The organism is Fictibacillus sp. NPDC058756, from assembly GCF_042746035.1.
Taxonomy (GTDB): domain Bacteria; phylum Bacillota; class Bacilli; order Bacillales; family Fictibacillaceae; genus Fictibacillus.
The window spans coordinates 843,440-865,112 of sequence record NZ_JBHYPU010000001.1 but is presented as its reverse complement, the minus strand read 5'-3'; the positions used below and the strand labels follow the sequence as shown (position 1 = coordinate 865,112).

Genomic DNA, 21,673 nt, shown 5'->3' with positions numbered 1-21,673 from the left:
TGGTCTGAAAGTCACATTTTTGTTTAGATTCAAACATTATTCCAATCAATACTCTACCATACGACAGCCAAAACTCCAAACATGAGTTTTTTCCAGCATTTTTCCTTCATGTTTTTTTGTAAGTTCAACAAACTAATGGTAAATGAAAGAAAGGAGTGGTTTGGGACGTATGAGGAAATTCACAGTCCTGTTCCTCACTCTGGCAGCCCTTCTAATGACCTTTCTTCCGGAAAGAAGCAGCGAGGCCGCCGAGCGATTTACTAAAGAAGATGTTGACAGGCTGAGCCTTTATAAAAAAATGGAGTCTGTAACACTTATTCCATGGCATTATTTTGCCGGTGTCGATCAGTATGAAAGAAGCGTCCGAAAAGCGAGAAGAGACCTTCCCGCAAGAAAAGGACTAGTCGGCATATACTTTTCTCCTATTCAATGGTCAGGACCTATCAATCCAATAATGGACGATACAAACCCTGAGCGAATTGCTATGTTTGGCGGAATCGGAAAAGATGGCAACAATGATGGAATTGCTGATCGACATAACGATGAAGATATTCTGATTTCATTCGCTGATATCATTCAAAAACATGGTCACGATATTGAAAATTTCAGAATCGGGCTTTGGAGTTATTATCAAAGAGACAAAGCCGTTGATATCATTATGGAAAACGCAAAGATTTATGAGGCATATGGTACTGTTTCTTTAGATAAACATAGCTTTATTGTACCGTTAAGATCCAACTACAGCTATCGTAGCACATGGGGTGACCGCCGCGGATTTGGCGGGCTTCGTATCCATGAAGGAACTGATATTTTTGCTGATTATGGTGTTCCAGTAAAAGCTGTCTCGTATGGCGTTGTAGAAGTTAAAGGATGGAACCGCTTTGGCGGATGGAGAATCGGGGTTCGTGATATCAATAACGTGTATCATTATTACGCTCATTTAGGGAGTTTTAATAAAAGCATTGAAAAAGGCTCGATCGTAGAACCGGGTACAGTGCTTGGCTATGTCGGCAGTACGGGTTACGGACCTCCTGGAACGTCCGGAAAGTTTCCGCCGCATCTTCATTTTGGTATGTACCGGGATAACGGAATTACAGAGTGGGCATTTGATCCTTATCCATACTTAAAAGCGTGGGAACGCCAGGAAAGAATTGATAGCAGGAGAAGATAAAAAGAAGCTGGAGCAACTTCTTTTTTGTTCAGATGAACGGGTATTCCGTATGGCGATCATAAATCTCGAGCTGCGCTCTGATTTATGATCTTAACATGTAAAAAAGCTGATTCCTCAAACGAGAAATCAGCTTTCTTCTTATTTTTTTCTAGAAACTCGTACCACATTTGCTATACTAGCCAGCAAGCCACCCCAAAGGATCACCATGCCGATAACCATCATTGCAATTGCACAGCCTGTCATATTAGCTGACCTCCCTTTTCTCTTGTACAGCATTTGTTTTCCATTTCACTAAGCTTAGTAAGAATCCAAGAACGATAACTCCAACAGCAACTGCTAAACCATAAGTAACTACTAATCCAGTGGGATATCCTCCATAATTTTCAGCAAGGTAATTTTGTCGTAATATAGCGAAAGAAGTCGTATAAATATAAGAAGAAGTGCCCGGTTTAAAACCGGACACTTCCAAATTAAGCTCTTATTGTATTTTCTTTAACACTATCTTTACCGGACCATTTTATTATTAGGACTATTGAAACAGCGATTAAGGAAATCTTCTTATTCAGCTGATTCTTCTGCAACCTCATCTGCAGAACTTTCCTCTAATACTTCAGCATTTTCTTCCTTCTTCTTTTTAGCATCTTCTTTATTTTTTATATTGGGGTCAATCGGAAGTGCTGGCTGAATCGGATCTCCTGATTGATTATAATAAATAGGTACTTCTCCAGGGATAAACTGCCCCATGATTTGAATCGGTCTCGTAACTGTAGCCGTTTCAGTAGCAAAAGGAATAACTACCTTCGCCTTTACGGTTACAATGATATTAATAGATATCCACGTATTATTGATACCAACCGTTTCAATTTTCTCTTCGATGTCTGTGTTTACATCTCCAACTATTGTAAACTTGATCGGAATTTTTGGTCCTAAGTTTGCGAGTAAAGAGTTTTCTGTTGCTTGCCCTAATGGTATTTCCATGATTACTCCTGGCTCATTGGAATGACTGGTTTTTAAATTAAGCCCTTCTGAGGCTGCAATGCTCTCTGGAATGCGCCCTTTTTCGATTTCTTTTAAAAACTCTTGGACAACGATTGCCGATTGGTTTTGAACGTTGTTAACTATTTTTTGGTTTACTCCTGCATATACAATATTGCCATCATTGTCTTCTTTAGATATTAGAATGTCCTGCATATCAATAGAATCAAACAATTTATTAATAATGGCTTCATTAATCGCCAAGGATGCAATCTCTTCTGTTTTTCTTTGAGCTACATGCATTAAAGTAGGTTCAATTCCCCGGTCCACCAGCCACAATCCTTGAAGTGTGATAAATACAAAAAGAGTAAAGGAAATCAGCACAACATATCGAAACGGAAGCGGCCCTTTTCGCAGTCTCATTTTTTTTCGTTTAAACAAAAGGTAACCCCCCTTTCCTACAATGTATGCAGACAAGAGGGGGGCTCATTCGAGTTTTAGGACTTAATTTTTTCGTATACTACAAATTCATGAGGATATTTGTTTTTCTCATCAACGATTCCTTCTGTTCGGGATAACTCTTTCCACTCGTTATTATTTAGTTCAGGAAAATAAGTATCGGCATCAAACGTATGATGGATCTCAGTAATATATAGACGGTCTGCAACGGGCAGGAACATTTTAAATATCTCAGTTCCTCCAATAACACAAATTTCATCAGCATTCATTTGCAGTACTTCATCTACAGAATGAACAATAGTTGTCACTTCTGCCTTATAGCTTTTATCTCTGGTAACTACGATATTTTCCCGTCCAGGGAGGGGTTTACCAATCGATTCGTATGTTTTTCTGCCCATAACGATTGGCTTACCCATCGTTGTTTTCTTGAAATGCTTTAAATCATTAGGAAGGTACCAAGGCAAATCATTATCTTTCCCAATAGCCCGGTTCTCATCCATCGCTACGACAAAAGAAATCATACACTCACCTCACCTTTAATATGAGGATGTGCTTCATAATCTACGAGTTCAAAATCATCAAAGGTAAAATCAAAAATATTTTTGACAGCTGGATTCAATTTCATCTTAGGCAATGGCTTAGGCTCGCGTGTCAGTTGCAGCTCAACTTGCTCAAGATGGTTCAGATAGATATGAGCATCACCTACTGTATGAACGAATTCTCCAGGCTTTAAACCTGTCACCTGAGCCACCATCATCGTTAACAAGGCATATGAAGCGATGTTAAAAGGAACACCCAGGAAGCTGTCCGCAGAACGCTGATATAACTGACATGAAAGCTTTCCATCTGCAACGTAAAACTGAAACAGCAAATGACATGGAGGCAAAGCCATATTTGGTACATCTGCAGGATTCCATGCTGAAACAATCAATCTTCTGGAATCCGGATTATTTTTTATATCTTCAATGACGTTTGAGATCTGATCGATTGTATCACCGTTTGGAGCGGACCATGAACGCCACTGATGGCCGTAAACAGGTCCTAAATTCCCTTCTTCATCTGCCCATTCATCCCAGATTCGAACTTTGTTTTCTTTTAGATAGGCGATATTTGTATCACCTTTTAGGAACCATAAAAGTTCATGAATGATTGATTTTAGATGAAGCTTTTTTGTTGTCACGAGAGGAAAACCTTCCTCTAAATCAAATCTCATTTGACGTCCAAATACAGAGACCGTTCCAGTGCCTGTCCGATCTTCTTTTTTCGTACCATTATGTAAAATATCTTGAAGAAAATCCAAGTATTGTTTCATCTATTATCGCCTCCTCTTTTTTTCTTTAGCTGTTTTCGTAAGCTTTGCTGCTATTGTAAGTGGTTGATTTCCGCTCCAGGATGCTCGCTTTCCGCGGGGCGTGCTGTGAGTCCCCTAGGCTAATCAAGCCTGCCGGGATCTCATATCCAAGGAGGTAAACTCGTAGCATGCCTTGCTGAGAAGTATACTCAGGTGGTTGGCACGCTGATCCCGCAGGAGTCTCGCACCTTGCGCTCCAATCAACTAGTCAACGAAGAGTCTTTAAAAATACAAGACAAAAGCAACAATCTTTTAGAAAAAGTCTTTTCTTTTTATCGTATCACAGTCAGCAGTCCTGTCCAATCTTCAGATTAAACATCTTTTTTATTCATTATTTCGCCTTAAAATTAGCGTCAACACCTAACACTTTTTCCTTTTTTACACATAAAAATAGTAAGGAGAAAGGAGTGGAAGCATGTTAGAGATGAACCCGATTTTGATAGAAGGACATCCGTTTACCGCTGTCACCCTTCGTTTGCCAAAAACAAATTTTATGGCTGTTTTTAACGAGAATGGATATATTATGTGCGGAGCTTTAGATGTAGCCTTATTGAATGAAAAGTTAGCAGACCGTAAAATTATTGCAGGGCGTGCTGTAGGAGTAAGAACGATCGATCAGCTGCTGGATGCACCTTTAGAATCTATTACACTTGAAGCAAGGGAAAAAGGTATTGAGGTTGGTATGCAAGGGAGAAAAGCACTTTTAAAGATGCTTTAAAAATAAAAAACTGCGCAGCATCGCGCAGTTTTCTTTATGCTTTAAAACGGTCTCTGGTGACTTTTAATGAGATTAAATTGATACATAACACCAGTGTCAGAAATTGAATCCGTTCAGAGTTGTTTGTAAATATGTAGATAAACAGCAAATAAACGCCACTGACGACAAAGGCAACTTGCAAGTAGTACATCATCTGAATCATTTTTTTGAAATCCAAGGTGATCCCCACTTTCTTCATCCAGCTCACGTTATTTAATTCACCTTAATAGTATATCAGGCTATTTACTAAAGTGAATCATTTATTACCTTTTGAAACTAATTTGTAATATAAGGAAATGAATACTAAAATAAATCGAGCTGACGCGGTGCCAGAAAATCGTATTCTATTTCTAATAGATCAATTATTTCTTTTGCGTTATCTGCTGCATCGCCGCCTGAATTGTTGTTAAACAAGATTGTAAGATTCTTAGTTTCGGAAGCTAACGTCTGGATACGTTCTTTCCACTCCAGCAGCTCTGCTTGATTATAACGGTATAAATAACGTACTTCTCTCCAATTTGGCTGCCCTGAACTGTTCCATCCGTATACGTTTCTGCCATGCAATCGGATCAGTGTTTTTTCTTCTGTTGTATGCATGACAACCGGTATAGATCCGCTACCAGCCTGCGGCTCATCGCAAACCGTGTGTATCCATCCTTCTTCATCTATGAACCGGAGTGTTTTCTCTTTCATTTCTTCACTAAACCATGTCTGATTCCGAAACTCTAAAGCTACTGGAATATTACCCAACATCTCTTTTGCATATCGAAGAACCTGAACATTCTCTTTTTTGCAGTCAAACCATGGCGGATACTGAAAAAGGACCATCTCCAGTTTTCCTGAAGAGATCACCGGCTGTATAGATTGTATGAACGCTTCGAACATTTGTTGAACAGAATCAAATGGTCCCTTTCCTCTGGAATGACCGGTCATTCCTTGATACGCCTTTACAACAAATGAGAAGTCTTTCGGAGTTGCAGCAACCCACTTTTCATAGTTTTTTACAGGCTGAACCGCATAAAAAGAAGAATCCACTTCTACAACAGGGAAATGACCGCTGTAAACAGCCAGTTTATCTCTTGCAGGAGTACCGTCCGGATAAAGTGAATCGTGATCTCCCCATCCCGTTACACCTATTTTAATCATTCTTTAAACTCACCTGCCTGTAAGTTTTTACGTTTTATTTAATCCCTTTTTACGAACAAATTCTTTCATATAAGCCCGCTTCGGAGACGACATTGAAGTGGTAATTTGTGTCACCCATCCTTCCGTGCGTTTCCCGCCAGTGCGCTTCGTATAATATTCAGCTGTTTCCTTTTCATATTGCTTTAAAAGGTTTTCCGTTTCCTCATTCTTCTTATACCCGTTCTTATGAAAAACAGCCGGAATAGGCAAACGAGGTTTCTTGCCTGGTTCAGCGTCTGGATATCCTATAGCCATGCCAAACAGAGGCAGCACATGTTCAGGGCAATCGAGCAATTCGGAGACTTCTTTAAGATTGTTTCGGATTCCGCCTATGTATACGATTCCCAGTCCTAGGGATTCAGCTGCAACCGCCACATTTTGTGCAGCAAGGGAAGCATCAACTGTACCTACGATGAAAGCTTCTGTTGATTGAATGGTGTCGTTAATATTCTTGTCCAGCATTTCAGCAGCTACTTTATGACGGTTATAATCTATACAAAAAACAAAGAAATAGCCGTTGTCAGCAACATAAGACTGATTGCCTGCAAGCTCTCCAAGTTTTTGTTTCTTTTCTTGATCTTCAACTCCGATAATGGTGCATACCTGCTGATAGCTTGATGTTGAGGCAGCCTGTGCACATTCAACAAGTGTCGTGATCATTTCTTCACTTATCGATTTGTCTTTAAATTTACGAATTGATTTGTGAGCTAATATGGTCTCTATCACTTCATTCATGAGGGTGGATGCTCCTTTATCTAATAGTGATTGATGATTGCATTATATACTTTTTCAAAGCAAAAAAGCGAACCCAAGGAATTGGATTATCTTTGAAATTACATATAGAATTCAAGGATGATTCAGGAACTGCTTAACATTCGTTTGTCTAGATGTTCGAGCACTAATGGCCAGGCATCTTCATGCTTGCCTCTCGATTCTCCATTTAAAAATCCTGAATGCGTAAGGCGGATTTTTGTTCCACTCTGAACCGCTTCCATTTCAACGGTTACAACCGTTTCAGCTCCCTCTGTTCCCCCAGAACCTGTTACCCATGTTATTTCAACAAGTCGGTCTTGTTCAAGCCTTAGAAATCGTCCGTAATGAGGATGACGCTGTTCCAAATTGGCAGCTTCCATTTCAGCAAAGCTTCGACTTGGCCAAACAGGTAGCAAAAAGGATAGTCTCCATCATCTTCAAATAGTAATAAGTCGCCATTCTCTCCGTGTAGTAACCACATCTGTTCATCCGTTGCACGGGAAGAGATGGGTTGATCAGTTTTTGGTATCTGTTAGTGGTTGGATTTTAAGGTCATAATCGACTTTGACCTCCATCCGCTCCCATCTGTTTGACCATTCTCTCCCATTAAGAGGTTTTGAGAAAGGTCTCATGGTATACTTTCTTAATTGTAAAGGGTCAACCTTATTCTCCTGAAGCTTTTTTAAAAACTTGGTAGTCTGTTTTTCTAAATACAATTCAATTTCCGACTCGAATCTTGAAAGTTCATCCCGGGTGAGCAATTGATGTTCCCGGGCAATCTCGTCAAGCTGTCCGTTCAATTGAACGTTGAGCTTCAGTTCAGAATATGTGTTATCCATATTCAATTGGACATTGGCTTTCACATGGCCTAGAACAATAGATAAGTCACGGATCGGAAAATATTTTAAAAAGTGATCGTTGTCGATAAGCTGGAATATTTGCTCTTCCATTTTGTTCGTGGTTTCGATCAATTTGTCATTTTTAAATATGCCAGTACCTAGGTATTGGAAATTTTCATCACTCGCTTCAAATACAGGCACTACGGGAGAATGCGCTGGTGAATGAAGTGTCTTCATGAATTGATGCAAATTAATAATTGTCAACTTCCCCTGATTATCGTAATGCTTGAACATCCGATAGAGATAATAATCTAGGTCTTCTTGCATTTTCAGTTGATTATTGATGTACTCATCGAAATTCCCTCTGACAACAGCTAGATACAAACGTTTAGAAATATCAGGATCTGTCAAAATCGTATCAATCAATGGACTGATCCCTTCTTTTGCAATTTCTTCACTGATCAGCAGCATCCGGAGTTGACCAACTTTCAATTCTCTATAATACTTTAAATTGAAACCCTTCATACCTTCTTTTAACAAGTCGACTTGAACAGTCAAAAGGCGTTTCTTTTCTTTTACAAGGGGAGGTATCAAAGTGCTCATTCGGAAGTTCTCATCCTCCCCTTTTTGAATCGACCAAAAAGTCACAGGTGCAATTTCTTCAATCAGATTTTTTTCTGCAATAGGTGAACAGCCAGATAAAACGATCATATTAACAAAAATGACGAAAAGTATTTTGGTATGTTTATGTTTCATACTAGGAACGGCCCTTTCGCTTTAAAGAGATGAAAAGAAGTAATGGTACGAATAAGTAAGTGAGTGCTCCTGCCCATATCTCTAGCTCTAACAAAATATTTTGATTAGTTGCCTTTTCCCACAACAATTCATTACTCATCATTATACAAATGAAAAATATAGCACAACATAGCAAAAACCCTAATCGAGTCGTTTGATCTTTCGATTTCTTCAAAGTGATACGAGTTGCACCATAAAAAAGTAACAGGAAGATTGATATGGCGAATACAAAGTGAAATAAATATACAGAGATTAAAATTATATCGATTCGCTCAAACGCTGGAGACTGCAAGTAACGTATCATTTCAATCACCGGTAATTTGTTTTCTCCAAGATAATGTGATCCGAAAAAAAACAAAGATGCAATAAATATAAACACATATTCAAAAATGGTAAATGCATTTCCGATTGTCATGTATTTCAGGATTTTTTCTCTCTTATTGAACCAAGGCGCAAGTAGAACCAAATATTCCGGGCCAGAAAAGGCTGACCAGATGAATAGCACACCTTTCCATGATTTCATCGTCCATTCATATGGTATTAAAGGAAATAGATCATGTATAGTAGCAAAAGGCTGAAAAGGGAATTTCAATAATAAGCATAGCATCCAAGCTGTACATAAAAAAGCGATGACGATGAAACGGATCGTATTGGCCATCCCTAGTGAAGTAACATACCAGCAAATAAGCAAAATGAACAGAAGCATCCAATTCGTATTCACTGAAGGGAAGATGAATTGTTGTGCTACTTCTATATATCCGAGTATAATTACAATTACTTTTAATAATATGAAACCGATTCCGATGAAAGCTAGTAACCGTACCATACGTTCACCGAAAAGTTCTACAAAACCTTCGTAGCCTTTAGATGCATACATGGAGTTAAACCATTTCGATAACATGAATATACTGATTTGCGATAATATTCCTACAATGATAATCATCCAAATCATATAGGGATATATAAGAAAAACGGGCATGATGATCGCAAAATATAACATTTGTATCCTATTGACCATTAAAGTCATATAAATACCCTGATACGAAGAGGTTTTCTCGAACAATGAAAAATCAGTCAAGGTATCATCTCCTACGGCTATAACGCCATTTCTGTAAAGGATGAAGAGCCTCTGGCCTTGTTTTCATCCATTGCAATGGTCCACGGATAAATAGATCAAGCCAATCTTTCCCATAAAAAGGCGAAACAGGGGTAAAATATGGTTGTTTCAAGGAAGTAAGTGCATTCAAATGGACAAAAAGTAAAATGATGCCCATAAAGATGCCCATTACTCCAAGAAATGAAGCAAGGATCAATAGCATAAACTGTATCAATGTGGTCGCTTTGGTCATCAAGTAATTCGGCACAAGAAACGAAGCAATAGCAGAAATACCAACCAAAACAATCAGAACTTGACTAGCGAATCCTGCTTCTACAGCAGCTTGTCCAACGACAATACCACCGATTACGCCTAACGTTTGGCCAGATTTCGTAGGCATTCTTAGACTTGCTTCTTTAATGACCTCAAGTGTTACCAACATAATGAGCGATTCCCAAAACGGAGTTAGTGGCAATTGACTTCTCGTTTCCACAAGGACGAATAGAATTTGCAAGGGAATCATCTGATAATGATGTGTCGTTAAAGCAACATATAGTGGAATCATCAGCAAGGAGAGCATGAAACTTAAATATCTTATGATCCGCAAGAAGCTTGCAACGATCCAGCGATTAATATAATCCTCGGGTGATTGGAATAAATGGAAAAAGTTGATTGGAGCATTCAGGGCAAACGGTGTATTATCCACTAGAATGGTAAGTTTGCCTACGCCTAGTGCGTATGCACACACATCGGGACGGTCAGTATGTTGAAATTGTGGAAATACACTATGATTATGATCTTCCATAAACGCTGCTAATTGGGATGAGTCAAGAATCAGATCAAAGTCGATACTCTTGATTTTTTCCCTAGCAATTGAAATGAAATCAGGATTCGTTAAACCCTCAATATACATTAAAACAATCTTTGTTTCAGTTAGTGATCCTACCGTGAATTTCTCTGATTTTAAGGCTGTTAGTGGTAGCCTTCTACGGATCAATGTAATATTTTGTTCTAAGTTTTCACTGAAACTGTCTTTTGCGCCATAAAGGATTGTTTCTGTTTCAGAAGTTTCTATCCCACGTCCCGTTGGATCTTTAAGATCAACGGAACACCATTGATTTTCAATGGTGTCAAAAAGAAGGATTGCTCCCAGCATCAATTTCTTTTCAGCCTCTTCCAACGTTGTAATATCAGTAATTTTAGAGACAGAGATGCAAGCTGAAATATTTTCATAATTGCAGAGCCGTAAAGGTTCAATTACAGCTTCATTTAATCTTGCTTTATCAATCAATGTTCCTATAAATATCAATACAAATATCTTATTGTTTTGGGTTTGATATTCGATTACTTCAGCGTCTTCCATATTGTCTATGCGTTCACGGAGAACCTCTAGGGTGACAGGAGTATTTGGGGCTTCCCCTGTGCTATTTTCCATTCGATTTTCTACCCCTATACTCTTCCTCTTCCTAAACATAAACATCAATCTCCTAATAAGATAATGTATATAGATCTTTGTTATTATGTTCAGATTCAGACAATTTAAACATCAGAAAATGACATAAGAACCAAAAAAACCGCCAAGTGATCTTAGCGGTATATCGTCCCTTTTTCTTTTTTAACCTAAACCTTTATCTTTAGGTTGGATGTACCCGAATACCAACCTTGGTCAGTCCTGAAGAGGTTTATTTATTCATAACGTTCTGTTGTACATTCGTAATTAAGCTGTTTTAACAATTATTGAAAAACACTCCCTTAGCTTTTGCAATCAATTGGTCCTCCTCATCATAAATTAAACAATCAGCATGCATAAGGTTTCTCCCTTCCTTGACTACATGTGCATGCGCGAGTAAACAATCCCCTTTTGCGCCTTTTAAAAAGGTTACATTAAGGTCTACTGTCACTACTTTTTGTATATTGTTTTCATCAGCATCAATTGTATTGCACATCGCGACATCAGCGAGTGATGATATGATACCCCCATGTACCACCCCTAAACTATTTAAATATAGTCGTTTAATAGGTAAAACCACTCTAACGCTTTTTTCGTCAATTCTTTCATATTGAAGACCTAAGAATTCATCAAATGGTTGTTGTATAAACACTGTCCTCACTCCAAACAATTAGGCGTTTATTTTTTGATATCCTCATATAACATAGCATAAAGTCATTTAATATGGATTCAACGTTTTGCAAGGAAAGAAGATAAACTTTTTAAGTCTTAAAGAAATGCTTCCGCCAGTAAGGAGTAAGATTGAATCTTGTCTTGAAAATCATAGACATTAGTCAGGATCATGAATTCGTCGGTTTGATAAAATTCACTTAATCTAAGGAGTTCCTCTCTTACCTTCTCAGGAGTTCCGATTACCATTCGATTCCGATTTTCGATTACTTTTGCCTGGTCTTCTTTTGATAATGATATACTCTTTGACTCACGCATAGAGGGAATATGGGTATCCCTCCCCTTCTCAACTGCTAACAGCCACAGGTCCTGGCTCAGCGCCATTTCTTCTGCTTGTTCTTGTGTTGGAGCACATACCACAAATATACACACGATTGTTTTTGGTTTAGCTAAAGATCTAGACGGTTGGAAGTTATTCCTATAGGTTTCCATCGTTCTTATCCCATTAATTGGATTGATAAAATGACCATAGGTAAAAGCTGTTCCCTTCTCAGCAGCTAATCTTGCCCCTCGATGTGTGACACCTAAAAGCCATAATTGCGGTTTTGTTTCAACAGAAGGATAAGCAATCACATCATGATAAGGGTGTGAATCGGGTAATTGATCATAAATAAAGCCTTGTAGGTCAGTTACTTGTCTTGGGAATTCATTCATACTTTTTCGCAATCCGTCTGTGAGGGCTAACCGAGTCGATGAAGAACCTCCGGGTGAACGCCCGATTCCCAAGTCAATTCTATTTGGATACAATGCATCTAGAACCTTGAAATTTTCTGCTACTTTAAAAGGACTATATTGTGGAAGCAAAACCCCACCTGAACCTACACGTATCTTATTTGTATGTGAAGCAATACTTGAGATCAGCACCTCTGGTGATGTACCCGCGATTCCATTTGAATTATGATGCTCAGCTACCCAAAATCGAGTGTATCCCAATTCCTCTGTAATTTTTGCCAATCGTACTGTATTTTGTAGGGCAATATTTGCATTTTGTGCATTACTTATGACAGATTGATCGAGTACACTCAGTTTCATTAAAATGACCTTCTTTCATAACAATTCTCATAAATAAAATTTTGCCGGCTATAGGGACTATTTCCGCATTCCTGGATTGAGTGTTCCTTTTGTAAAAAGGCTTAACACCCTATAATTATGAGCGGTTTTCCATAAGAATCAGGCGATTGATCTAAAATACTTAATCTCATATGGGATCTCTCTTTCGATACCAGTCTTTATTACAATCATCATATCTTATTATACATAACCATATTAAAGCAAAATATAAGTAAAAACAGATCACTTGAATGGACCTGAATCCAACTGTGATCTGTTTTTCGTAAAAATCATCAAGTTTGTAGAGCTTGTTTTACCACCTCTTCTAATGAAGTTGGTGTACCAATCAGTTTTTGCAAATCTCCAGAAGTTCTGGAGGTCTCCCCTTCAGAAACTGCTTGATAAATACCGGCTGACATTTCAACCACTGGTTTTGGCAAACCTACAATGATAAGATAATCTTTCATTTCATCATAGGAAACAGGGCGGTGAACAATCTTTTTACCCGAGACTTCAGTAAGAACTTGTGCAAGCTTATCGAAGCTCCAAGGCTCTGGGTTTACAAGATTATAGGTTTTATTTACATGGCCACCCTCCGTCAGAGCTGTTGCAGCTGCAAAAGCAAGGTCATTCCGAGTCACAGCATTAAGGACTCCTGTTCCAGCATTTGTTACAAGTTCTCCACTCTCTACGGCGCCACCAAGTCCTGGGTTGACGAATACCTCTGTGTAGAGAGCATTACGCAGGAAAGTAAAGGGTATGCCTGTTGTACGGATGGCAAATTCTGTAGCCATATGGACAAGTGCTAGCGGTATCTTAGACTCTTCACCAAAAGCATATCCCGTGTAAGCTATATGTTTTACACCTGCATCTCTTGCTGCTTGGACAACATTGGCATGCTGTCGTACACGAAGAGTATCATCCATGTCTGGGCTAGAGATGAATAATACCTTCGATGCTCCGTCAAAGGATTTTTTCATCGATTCAAAATCCATATAATCTCCATGACGAACTTCAACTCCAAGCTTTTCTAAATCGGAAGCTTTTTCTACATTTCGAACACTTGCCACTATCTGATTGGCAGGCACTTTTTTTAGTAAGTGTTGAATAACAAGATTTCCTAATAATCCAGTTGCACCAGTTACAACGATTGACATTCGTAAATCCTTCCCTTCTTTTTAAAAAATGGTTTCAAGAGATGGTAGTATAACCAAAATGGTTACAACGAACTCAAAAAAATTTCACTATAACCAAAGTGGTTACAACACATATGAAAAAATTAGCTCTCTAATGAGCTAGTTTTTTTGCTTATTTCCGTTACCATTTGACCAAGAGTAACGTTAGCTAGTTCCCTTTCTAAGACCATTTGGGCTTGAAGCATCTTGGATCGAAATACAGATTCGATATTAGCACCTACTGGACATTCAGGATTGGGATTCTCATGAAAATGAAAGAGTTCATCCTCCTCGACAACTTCGACTGCCCGATACACATCAAGCAACGTTATTTCATCCTTCTCTTTCGTTAAGTATGCCCCTCCAGCTCCAGGTCGTACATTGACTAATCCAGCTTTTTTCAGCTTCCCGATAATCCTACGAATGATAACTGGATTTGTCTTGACGCTTTCTGCAATAAACTCGGATGTACATGGAGATGGGCTTAATGCGAGAAGAGATAGAATGTGAACAGCGACGGAAAAACGACTGCTAATTTTTTTCATATCTTTCACCCTCTCGATGTAACCATTTTAGTTTCACCAAAAACGGATGTCAAGGCATTGAGTTTCTAGGATGAGCGTAAAGTGTTTGAAAAAATTACAATGGCATAGTTATTAAGTATACAGATGCCTATAGTGAACTTAGAAAAAATATTAACCGTAGAGCAAAAGCTTTACGGTTAAAGTATGAAGTCTGTTGGGGTCAGGAAACCCATTACGTCCATTAATTAGTTCTCCATATTCAATTGATATGAACACCTATTTCAGTAAACTAAGAAATTCCCGCATAAATCCTGGTAGATCCGGCCAAGCTTGACCCGATACAAGGTTTTGATGTATATGTATCTGTTCGTCGATGTACTTTGCTCCACAGGCCAACACATCAGGTCTACAAGAAGGGTAGGCTGTATATTCTCGCCCTTGCATCAATTCAGGAATAACAGTCAATAACTGAGCCGCATGACAAATTGCTCCAACAGGCTTATTTTCCCGAAAAAAGTGACTGATAATAGGTGTCACAGCTTCATTCATACGGATATATTCAGGTGCGCGACCTCCTGGAATAATCAGGCCATCAAATTCCTCTGGGCTAATATCAGTAAATGCGGCATGAGATTTAAGATCGTAAGCTGGTTTTTCCACAAACGTCTCCATGCCCTCTATAAAATCATGGACAACCGTATGCAGCTTCTTGACTGCAGGAGAAGCAATCGTTACATCATACCCCTCCTCTAAACAACGGTAATAAGGATAAAAAACCTCGAGTGCTTCTACCGCATCTCCTGTAACAATGAGTATTTTTTTGCTCACGAAAATAGCCTCCTGTTTAATGAAATAATAGTTAGATCTATAAGTTACAACCCAACAAGTTTATATTGCTTAAATGCTCAAAACATATACATAAATATGGAATGGACATTAAGGCATTTTTCGCAAATATGGATCGACACTACTTCAATTGATGTTTCTGAGGCTTTATACCGAAATCTCTTCAAGCATGATACCAATCGATTATTTTATTTTTATGTATAATGGTATGTTGAAGCGACCATTGAAGGAAAGAAAACACTATTGAAATCCTTTTTTTAGGTGTGATGATTACTATATCTTCAGGTTAAATTGTATTTTGGATGGGTATTCTAGGAACTGAACTTGCTTCAACGATCACACAAAAAACAGTCTTCCAATTCTTTATTATTTTTATCGATTGGATTTAGTGTTTACTTTGGATATGAAGCCAGGAAGCCTTAGGGGTATGAACGATCTACATGTAAAAAGGGTCATAGCATGGAATCAATTCCCATATACAACCCTTTTTACTTTTTACTATTTTAATACGATACAGGAATATCTCCCTCGAATGGTTGTGGAACATTTCTAAATGTTTTATATAACCTAGTCAAATATGGGCTAAGCATGACAATATCTTCTTTTGAAAATACATAGCCTTCTTTAGAAAGTTCCCACAAAATAAGTGTTATGTCACATACATTTTGGAATATTACTGCGTTGGCAACTAAATCATTATATTTAATTCGCTTTTCTTGTTATTCTGGATCATTTTCGAAAATGATGCCATCTAAACCAAAAAAGAACTCCTTGGAGCAGATCGTGCCAGAGTTTACACTTTTTCGAATCCCTAAGAGAAACTCTTTTTTTTACTGGATAGACGATTATTTTTCTGTTTCTTTTTCCAATACATTCTCAATATAATCTTTACCCCAGTCATACATAGCATCCAGAATAGGCATCAGACTTCTTCCATACTCAGTGAGTGAATATTCAACTTTTGGCGGAACGACAGGATAGACTTCACGATGAACAATCAAATGGTCTTCAAGTTCACGCAATTGATTAACAAGCATTCTTTGAGTGATACCAGGCATGAGGGCCTTTAGTTCACCAAAACGTTTGGTTCCTTCTTTTCCTAGATGCCACAATACCAGCATTTTCCACTTTCCGCCAATAATCGAAAGAGTCAATTCTTTTTCACAATTAAACACTTTATCTCCAAGATTCGGCATTTATTTCACCTCCAATTCTTATTATGTCCCATAGTATACTTTTTGTTACTATATGATAAAAAAGTGCATACTTTTAATTTAGCAACATACCCAGTATAGTGAGTTTCGTACCGTTAGTAAATAGCTATCAATTGGATACAATAACACCGTGCAAAAGAAAACTATACGGCACAATTAAATATTATATAAGGAGAGAGTAATAAATGAAATTACAATTAGCATTAGATCTTGTAGATATTCCAGGAGCCATTGAATTGGTGAAAGAAGTGGAAAACCATATAGATGTTGTAGAAATAGGCACGCCGGTTGTGATTAATGAAGGCCTTAAAGCAGTAAAGGAAGTGAAAGCTGCCTTCCCTAACTTAACTGTATTAGCTGATCTTAAAATCATGGATGCAGCTGGATATGAAGTTAGCCAAGCATCTGCAGCAGGCGCTGACATCATCACCATTCTTGGTACAGCTGAAGACGAGTCCATTAAAGGTGCTGTAGAAGAAGCAAAAAAACAAGGTAAACAAATCCTTGCTGATATGATCGCAGTTAAAGACATTAAAAGTCGTGCGAAAGAACTGGATGAACTTGGAGTAGATTATATCTGCGTTCACACAGGTTATGACCTTCAAGCTGTAGGAAAAAATTCTTTCGAAGACCTTGCAACCATTAAGAGCGTTGTAAAAAATGCGAAAACGGCTATTGCAGGCGGAATCAAATTAGAAACACTTCCAGATGTGATTAAAGTACAACCAGATCTTATCATCGTAGGTGGCGGTATCACAAGCAAAGACGATAAAAAAGCAGTTGCAGCTAAAATGCAAGAATTGATTAAAAAAGGTTAATTATAACTATGAAAACTACTCAATATTTAGCTGAAGTCGTTCAAGAATTAAGTCGGACAGTCGACTTAATCTCTGACGAAGAAGCAGAGAAGTTGGTTAATAAGATTCTGGAATCTAAAAAAATCTTTGTTGCAGGTGCGGGCAGATCTGGATTTATGGGCAAATCTTTCGTGATGAGAATGATGCACATGGGGATCGATGCTTATGTAGTCGGTGAAACTGTAACAGCAAATTTAGAAAAAGATGATTTGTTGATCATCGGTTCAGGTTCAGGTGAAACGAAAACCTTGGTTTCAATCGCTGAAAAAGCAAAAAGTTTAGGTGGGACAGTCGCAGCTGTAACGATTTTCCCTGACTCCACGATTGGAAAATTAGCTGATATTATCATTAAATTGCCTGGATCACCGAAAGATCAATCTGAAAGTGAATATAAGACCATACAACCAATGGGGTCACTTTTTGAGCAAACGATGTTATTATTTTATGATGCATTGATCTTGCGTTTCATGGAAAAAAAAGGCTTAGACTCTACTAAAATGTACGGCAAACATGCCAATCTCGAATAGTACACTTTATAAAATATGGAAACATCGTAAAGACCGCATTCATTTCTTTTATGAATTGCGGTCTTTAATGCATATTACAAATAACACAGTCCCATACAGGAAAGAAAAATAGCCTCTAATTCAGTCCCTTCTTTGGCCGGATTGAGATCAATATTGGTGGAGCACAGCCAATAATTTAGCCATCACTCACATTATGAGCTTTATTTGGGTTATCACCAATATTACTGGTAGGACCCATGTCTATATTAGTTTCTGTTATACTTTTAAAATGTTTAGATTTGGTTATATGAGTAGGATAAGTGGCATATGGCAATACTTCCGAAGATTTATCTCCTAATTTAGAAGCTTCATCTATGATCAATGACATCTGTTTGAAATCAAAACGTGTTTTTGGATGACACCGAAAAACATAACCTCTAAGCTAATTTGTGTAGTTCCTTTAAAGCCGTTTCCTAGCCATGTCTAAAGCATAAAATTTGATTTTGGGTATAAAGGAAAATAATATAGAGATATCGCAAATTATCAATATCCTTTTGTTCGATTAGTTTATACGCATTCCAAGCAAAATAGCCTTTTAATAAGTTCAGAAAGGGGCGGGTACCGTTGAATCGGGAATCAAATATGATAAATGACGAACAGGCAGTTGAAATTTTCAAGGCTCTGTCAAATCAAATAAGAGTAAATATTCTGCAAATGTTGAAAGAACCAGATAATAATTTTTCCCCGCAGGCCCATGTCATCAAAGGTAAAGGCTTTGATGGCGGGGTTTGTGTTAGTGATATTTGCAGCAAAGCAGGACTATCACAGTCCACTACCTCCCAGTATTTGTCTATCCTATTGCAAAGCGGGCTGGTGGAAATGAAACGAATCGGACAATGGACTTATTATCGACGCAATGAGGAAACCATTAAACAGTTTGAAAAGTATATAGGCTTAAAAATATAACCTTTTAAGGAGGACCAACAGTGAGTTTTCAAAATCATCGTGCTTATAGCAGCATGTACAAGAAAGACAAAATGACACTCGGATTTGTCCTCCCGACTGCCAGGATGTCTAAAAATCCGATTATGGAGAATCAGCTGGAGCTTGCCCGTAAAATTGAGGAATATGGCTTTGCTTCATTATGGCTCCGTGATATTACGATGCAAAATTTGAATATTGATGATAACGGCCAAAAGTACGATTTATGGATTTATTTGACGTATCTTGCTGCCTATACGAAGCACATTGCGTTAGTGACAGGAAGTGTAGTTCTCCCTTTGCGCCACCCCGTCAGGGTAGCCAAGGAAGCTGCATCAATCGATCAATTGTTTCCAGGTCGATTGATTATGGGAGTGGGATCCGGGGACAGGGAAAAAGACTTTACAGCTATGGGGATATCCAAGCAAGAAAGCGGTCTGTTATTTAAAGAAAATTTCGAAATTCTCGACCGGCTTTTAAAAGAGGATCAGCCGACAATCCACAGCCACACCGGGCTGATCGATGGTACAGATATGAGGTTAATCCCAAAGCCCGTATCTTCCATTCCGACCATGATGACTGGATTTGGCAATCAGTCTATCAATTGGATAGCCAGGAATGGGGATGGGTGGATTCAATACCCAAGAAGCATTATTCAACAGGAGCAGATTATCCAGGATTATCGTGCTTTAACTGAAGTTCATGCTCCAGGAGATTTTAAACCCTTCTCTCAAAGCTTGTTCATCGATTTATCGGAAAAGCCCGATGAAATGCCTGTCCCCATACCTTTAGGTTATTCCGTGGGAAGAAACCGTTTAGTTGACCTACTTCATCAATTTCAAGCGATTGGTGTCAACCATTTGGCGTTTGTTCTGTATTTTTCCAAGCGCCCTCCAGAGGAAGTAATCCAGGAACTTGGAGAATTTGTTTTACCCTGCTTTCCAACCCATAAAGGTACGGGCCAGCTTTAAAAATTCAATTGACAAAGAAAATAGATCTTTCCCTTCAAAACATGCTTGATCTACGCAAAGAAATCAGAGCATGGAGATAAAAATGTTTTGGCTTGCTGAACATCATATTTGGGCAGGAATGGCGAGTTTAGTCACCCCGATTCTAGTTGGACGAGCAGCCTCTGTCATGGAAAAAATGCGTATTGAATGGCGCAATGCTGCTTACTCATTATTCTCATCTTTTCGCGGCTTTTATGAAATTTTGGCTCAGGCTGCAGTAAATTAAACAGTGTCTAGTCTAATAAAGGATGTATTTTCTGCAGATATTAAACCAGTTACAATAATGTGATTTAGATTAAAGCAGTAAAAGAAGACAAAGAAAACAACCTGTAAATTCGTTAATAGGATTTAAATGAAATTTTTAAAGAAAGAAGATGAGCATATGCCTGAAAATGATACAAAACAAATTACGGATATTCCATTCTCGGTCCTGGACCTCTCTCCAATTGCAGAGGGAAGTACGCCGGCAGATTCTTTTGGCAATACTTTGGAGCTGGCCCGGCTTGCTGAAAAGCTGGGGTACAACCGATATTGGCTCGCTGAGCATCATAATATGCCATTTATCGCCAGCTCTGCAACATCGGTAGTCATTTCCCATGTTGCAGCAGGCACATCAAAAATCCGGGTAGGTTCAGGCGGCATTATGCTGCCGAATCATGCACCTCTTGTTATTGCTGAGCAATTCGGTACTTTGGAATCATTATATCCAGGACGTATTGATCTTGGCTTGGGCCGTGCACCAGGCACTGATCAGCTTACAGCACGTGCATTAAGACGTGACTTGAGAAGTTCAGGAGAAGATTTCCCTGAGCAGCTGGCTGAGCTCCGGAATTACTTTGACCCTTCCCTGGCACAAGGATATAGTCATGTTAAAGCAATTCCGGGTGAGGGATTAAACATACCTATTTGGCTGTTAGGTTCAAGCGGATACAGTGCCCAGCTGGCAGGAGAGCTTGGACTGCCGTTTGCATTTGCGAGCCATTTCTCGCCACATAACACACTGCCGGCTATCCAGCTGTATCGCCGTTCGTTTAAGCCTTCTAAAGTACTGGACAAGCCGCATGCAATGGTAGGGCTAAACATCATTGCGGCCGACACAGATCAAGAAGCTGAGCGGCTCGCTACAACATTGCAGCAGCAGTTCTTGAATTTGATGCGCGGGAAGGAAATCCCATTGCAGCCGCCAGTGGATAATATTAATGATATAGCGAGCGACTATGAAATAGCTGCCCTTGAGAATCAATTAGGAACTTCGATTGTCGGCAGTCCTCAAACCGTAAAAGAAAAGCTGGAAAAGTTTCAGGATGAAAGTCAAGCCGATGAAATCATGGCAATCGCCCAGGTTTACGATCATAAGGCCCGCCTCCGTTCCTTTGAAATATTGGCAGAAATTACTAAGCTAAAATAGGTCAAAACTATGAATTTCGAAGTGAACTAATCTTCCCATGTCGGTTCTACTTCAAGCTTCTTTTGAAATATTTTTTAATAAAATTCGACTAAGACTAATTCATGTTTAATTTTTTAGCTTCAGGAAATAATAAAAAAATAGTTTGAAGCAAGGAGGGTTCATATTTGTTAAAGAACTTAAATGAAAAAGATTTTGATACAACAGTTAAAAATTCAGAAAAACCCGTTGTCTTAAAATTCACAGCAGATTGGTGACCAGGCTGTAAACAACTGGGTCCAGTTGTAAGCAGTGTTTCAGAGGATTTAAATCAAATTGATTTTTACAGCGTGGATGTTGATGAATCACCTAATCTTCCGAAACAATTTGGAGTAATGAGTATTCCCACGATGATTTTATTTAAAGATGGCAACGAAGTAGACCGAGTAATAGGAGCGATTCCTGAGGAAGCTGTAAGGGAGTTTGCATTACAATAGAGTTAGAAAAGCAGACGGATTGTTTCGTCTGCTTTCTGTTATTCATCTATTCACTTTTATCGTTCAATG

The 21,673-nt window shown here is 38.6% G+C and carries 28 protein-coding genes and 1 pseudogene; 10 read left to right on the top strand and 19 right to left on the bottom strand.

Annotated elements, in window-relative coordinates:
- The first annotated feature begins 169 nt into the window (after positions 1–169).
- A complete protein-coding gene (locus tag ACFW35_RS04255) occupies positions 170–1,171 on the top strand; it encodes a M23 family metallopeptidase (RefSeq protein WP_379844015.1) in 1,002 nt (333 codons plus the stop codon).
- A 138-nt stretch (positions 1,172–1,309) separates the two neighbouring features.
- Here the strand turns inward: ACFW35_RS04255 and ACFW35_RS04250 are convergent, their stop codons facing one another.
- The 5 genes from ACFW35_RS04250 to ACFW35_RS04230 form a co-directional block, all read right to left on the bottom strand.
- The gene (locus ACFW35_RS04250) at positions 1,310–1,414 is read right to left on the bottom strand and encodes a methionine/alanine import family NSS transporter small subunit (protein WP_379844013.1); all 105 of its coding nucleotides are present in this window, start codon (positions 1,412–1,414) and stop codon (positions 1,310–1,312) included.
- Between the two features lies 1 nt (position 1,415).
- Entirely contained in the window at positions 1,416–1,634 is a 219-nt protein-coding gene (locus ACFW35_RS04245) for a hypothetical protein (RefSeq protein WP_379844012.1), read from the bottom strand.
- Between the two features lie 95 nt (positions 1,635–1,729).
- On the bottom strand, positions 1,730–2,587 hold the full coding sequence (gene yunB, locus ACFW35_RS04240) for a sporulation protein YunB (RefSeq protein ID WP_379844010.1): 858 nt from the start codon (positions 2,585–2,587) through the stop codon (positions 1,730–1,732).
- A 56-nt stretch (positions 2,588–2,643) separates the two neighbouring features.
- Complete coding sequence (locus ACFW35_RS04235; protein WP_379844008.1) at positions 2,644–3,126, bottom strand: dihydrofolate reductase; 483 nt, start codon at positions 3,124–3,126, stop codon at positions 2,644–2,646.
- The gene (locus ACFW35_RS04230; RefSeq protein WP_379844007.1) at positions 3,123–3,917 is read right to left on the bottom strand and encodes a thymidylate synthase; all 795 of its coding nucleotides are present in this window, start codon (positions 3,915–3,917) and stop codon (positions 3,123–3,125) included. Before ACFW35_RS04230 ends, ACFW35_RS04235 begins: the two co-directional genes overlap by 4 nt.
- 228 nt (positions 3,918–4,145) lie before the next feature.
- On the opposite strand from ACFW35_RS04230, the gene ACFW35_RS04225 reads away from it, so the two are divergent.
- On the top strand, positions 4,146–4,271 hold the full coding sequence (locus tag ACFW35_RS04225) for a hypothetical protein (RefSeq protein ID WP_379844005.1): 126 nt from the start codon (positions 4,146–4,148) through the stop codon (positions 4,269–4,271).
- Between the two features lie 100 nt (positions 4,272–4,371).
- Positions 4,372–4,674 (top strand): YunC family protein, encoded by a 303-nt coding sequence (locus ACFW35_RS04220; protein ID WP_379844004.1) that lies wholly within the window; start codon positions 4,372–4,374, stop codon positions 4,672–4,674.
- Between the two features lie 34 nt (positions 4,675–4,708).
- Here ACFW35_RS04220 and ACFW35_RS04215 read toward each other — a convergent pair whose 3' ends face one another.
- The 14 genes and pseudogenes from ACFW35_RS04215 to ACFW35_RS04150 all read right to left on the bottom strand — a co-directional run bounded on the left by ACFW35_RS04215 (position 4,709) and on the right by ACFW35_RS04150 (position 16,351).
- Positions 4,709–4,921 (bottom strand): hypothetical protein, encoded by a 213-nt coding sequence (locus ACFW35_RS04215; protein WP_379844002.1) that lies wholly within the window; start codon positions 4,919–4,921, stop codon positions 4,709–4,711.
- Positions 4,922–5,016: 95 nt separating this feature from the next.
- Entirely contained in the window at positions 5,017–5,859 is an 843-nt protein-coding gene (locus tag ACFW35_RS04210; protein WP_379844001.1) for a DUF72 domain-containing protein, read from the bottom strand.
- 27 nt (positions 5,860–5,886) lie between these two features.
- Positions 5,887–6,633: an oxygen-insensitive NADPH nitroreductase gene (gene nfsA, locus ACFW35_RS04205; protein WP_379843999.1), complete on the bottom strand. Its 747-nt coding sequence runs from the start codon at positions 6,631–6,633 to the stop codon at positions 5,887–5,889.
- A 122-nt stretch (positions 6,634–6,755) separates the two neighbouring features.
- Complete coding sequence (locus tag ACFW35_RS04200) at positions 6,756–7,067, bottom strand: SRPBCC domain-containing protein (protein WP_379843997.1); 312 nt, start codon at positions 7,065–7,067, stop codon at positions 6,756–6,758.
- Between the two features lie 99 nt (positions 7,068–7,166).
- On the bottom strand, positions 7,167–8,246 hold the full coding sequence (locus ACFW35_RS04195; RefSeq protein WP_379843996.1) for a Ger(x)C family spore germination protein: 1,080 nt from the start codon (positions 8,244–8,246) through the stop codon (positions 7,167–7,169).
- A 1-nt stretch (position 8,247) separates the two neighbouring features.
- Positions 8,248–9,363, bottom strand: a complete 1,116-nt coding sequence (locus ACFW35_RS04190; RefSeq protein ID WP_379843994.1) for a GerAB/ArcD/ProY family transporter — start codon at positions 9,361–9,363, stop codon at positions 8,248–8,250.
- Between the two features lie 4 nt (positions 9,364–9,367).
- Positions 9,368–10,855, bottom strand: a complete 1,488-nt coding sequence (locus ACFW35_RS04185; protein ID WP_379843993.1) for a spore germination protein — start codon at positions 10,853–10,855, stop codon at positions 9,368–9,370.
- 253 nt (positions 10,856–11,108) lie between these two features.
- A complete protein-coding gene (locus ACFW35_RS04180) occupies positions 11,109–11,483 on the bottom strand; it encodes a PaaI family thioesterase (protein ID WP_379843991.1) in 375 nt (124 codons plus the stop codon).
- 116 nt (positions 11,484–11,599) lie between these two features.
- On the bottom strand, positions 11,600–12,592 hold the full coding sequence (locus ACFW35_RS04175) for an LLM class flavin-dependent oxidoreductase (RefSeq protein WP_379843990.1): 993 nt from the start codon (positions 12,590–12,592) through the stop codon (positions 11,600–11,602).
- A gap of 311 nt (positions 12,593–12,903) precedes the next feature.
- Positions 12,904–13,767: an SDR family oxidoreductase gene (locus tag ACFW35_RS04170; protein ID WP_379843988.1), complete on the bottom strand. Its 864-nt coding sequence runs from the start codon at positions 13,765–13,767 to the stop codon at positions 12,904–12,906.
- A 122-nt stretch (positions 13,768–13,889) separates the two neighbouring features.
- Positions 13,890–14,330 (bottom strand): Rrf2 family transcriptional regulator, encoded by a 441-nt coding sequence (locus ACFW35_RS04165; RefSeq protein WP_066238972.1) that lies wholly within the window; start codon positions 14,328–14,330, stop codon positions 13,890–13,892.
- A 255-nt stretch (positions 14,331–14,585) separates the two neighbouring features.
- Entirely contained in the window at positions 14,586–15,137 is a 552-nt protein-coding gene (locus tag ACFW35_RS04160) for a DJ-1/PfpI family protein (protein WP_379843986.1), read from the bottom strand.
- A gap of 521 nt (positions 15,138–15,658) precedes the next feature.
- Positions 15,659–15,931 (bottom strand): annotated as a pseudogene (locus ACFW35_RS04155) (Tn3 family transposase); the annotation flags it as partial.
- A 69-nt stretch (positions 15,932–16,000) separates the two neighbouring features.
- On the bottom strand, positions 16,001–16,351 hold the full coding sequence (locus ACFW35_RS04150) for a winged helix-turn-helix transcriptional regulator (RefSeq protein WP_379843985.1): 351 nt from the start codon (positions 16,349–16,351) through the stop codon (positions 16,001–16,003).
- A gap of 203 nt (positions 16,352–16,554) precedes the next feature.
- On the opposite strand from ACFW35_RS04150, the gene hxlA reads away from it, so the two are divergent.
- The 7 genes from hxlA (at position 16,555) to ACFW35_RS04115 (ending at position 21,604) form a co-directional block, all read left to right on the top strand.
- Positions 16,555–17,187, top strand: coding sequence for a 3-hexulose-6-phosphate synthase (hxlA, locus tag ACFW35_RS04145; RefSeq protein WP_379843983.1), 633 nt, complete (start codon positions 16,555–16,557; stop codon positions 17,185–17,187).
- 8 nt (positions 17,188–17,195) lie between these two features.
- Positions 17,196–17,753, top strand: coding sequence for a 6-phospho-3-hexuloisomerase (gene hxlB / locus ACFW35_RS04140; protein WP_379843982.1), 558 nt, complete (start codon positions 17,196–17,198; stop codon positions 17,751–17,753).
- Between the two features lie 621 nt (positions 17,754–18,374).
- A complete protein-coding gene (locus tag ACFW35_RS04135) occupies positions 18,375–18,698 on the top strand; it encodes an ArsR/SmtB family transcription factor (RefSeq protein ID WP_379847381.1) in 324 nt (107 codons plus the stop codon).
- A 20-nt stretch (positions 18,699–18,718) separates the two neighbouring features.
- Positions 18,719–19,684 carry a TIGR03571 family LLM class oxidoreductase gene (locus ACFW35_RS04130; protein WP_379843980.1) on the top strand — a complete coding sequence of 322 codons (966 nt, stop codon included), beginning with the start codon at positions 18,719–18,721 and terminating at the stop codon, positions 19,682–19,684.
- Positions 19,685–19,766: 82 nt separating this feature from the next.
- Entirely contained in the window at positions 19,767–19,949 is a 183-nt protein-coding gene (locus ACFW35_RS04125; protein WP_379843979.1) for a hypothetical protein, read from the top strand.
- A 156-nt stretch (positions 19,950–20,105) separates the two neighbouring features.
- On the top strand, positions 20,106–21,131 hold the full coding sequence (locus ACFW35_RS04120; protein WP_379847380.1) for an LLM class flavin-dependent oxidoreductase: 1,026 nt from the start codon (positions 20,106–20,108) through the stop codon (positions 21,129–21,131).
- A 269-nt stretch (positions 21,132–21,400) separates the two neighbouring features.
- Entirely contained in the window at positions 21,401–21,604 is a 204-nt protein-coding gene (locus ACFW35_RS04115; protein ID WP_379847378.1) for a thioredoxin family protein, read from the top strand.
- Positions 21,605–21,673: the final 69 nt, after the last annotated feature.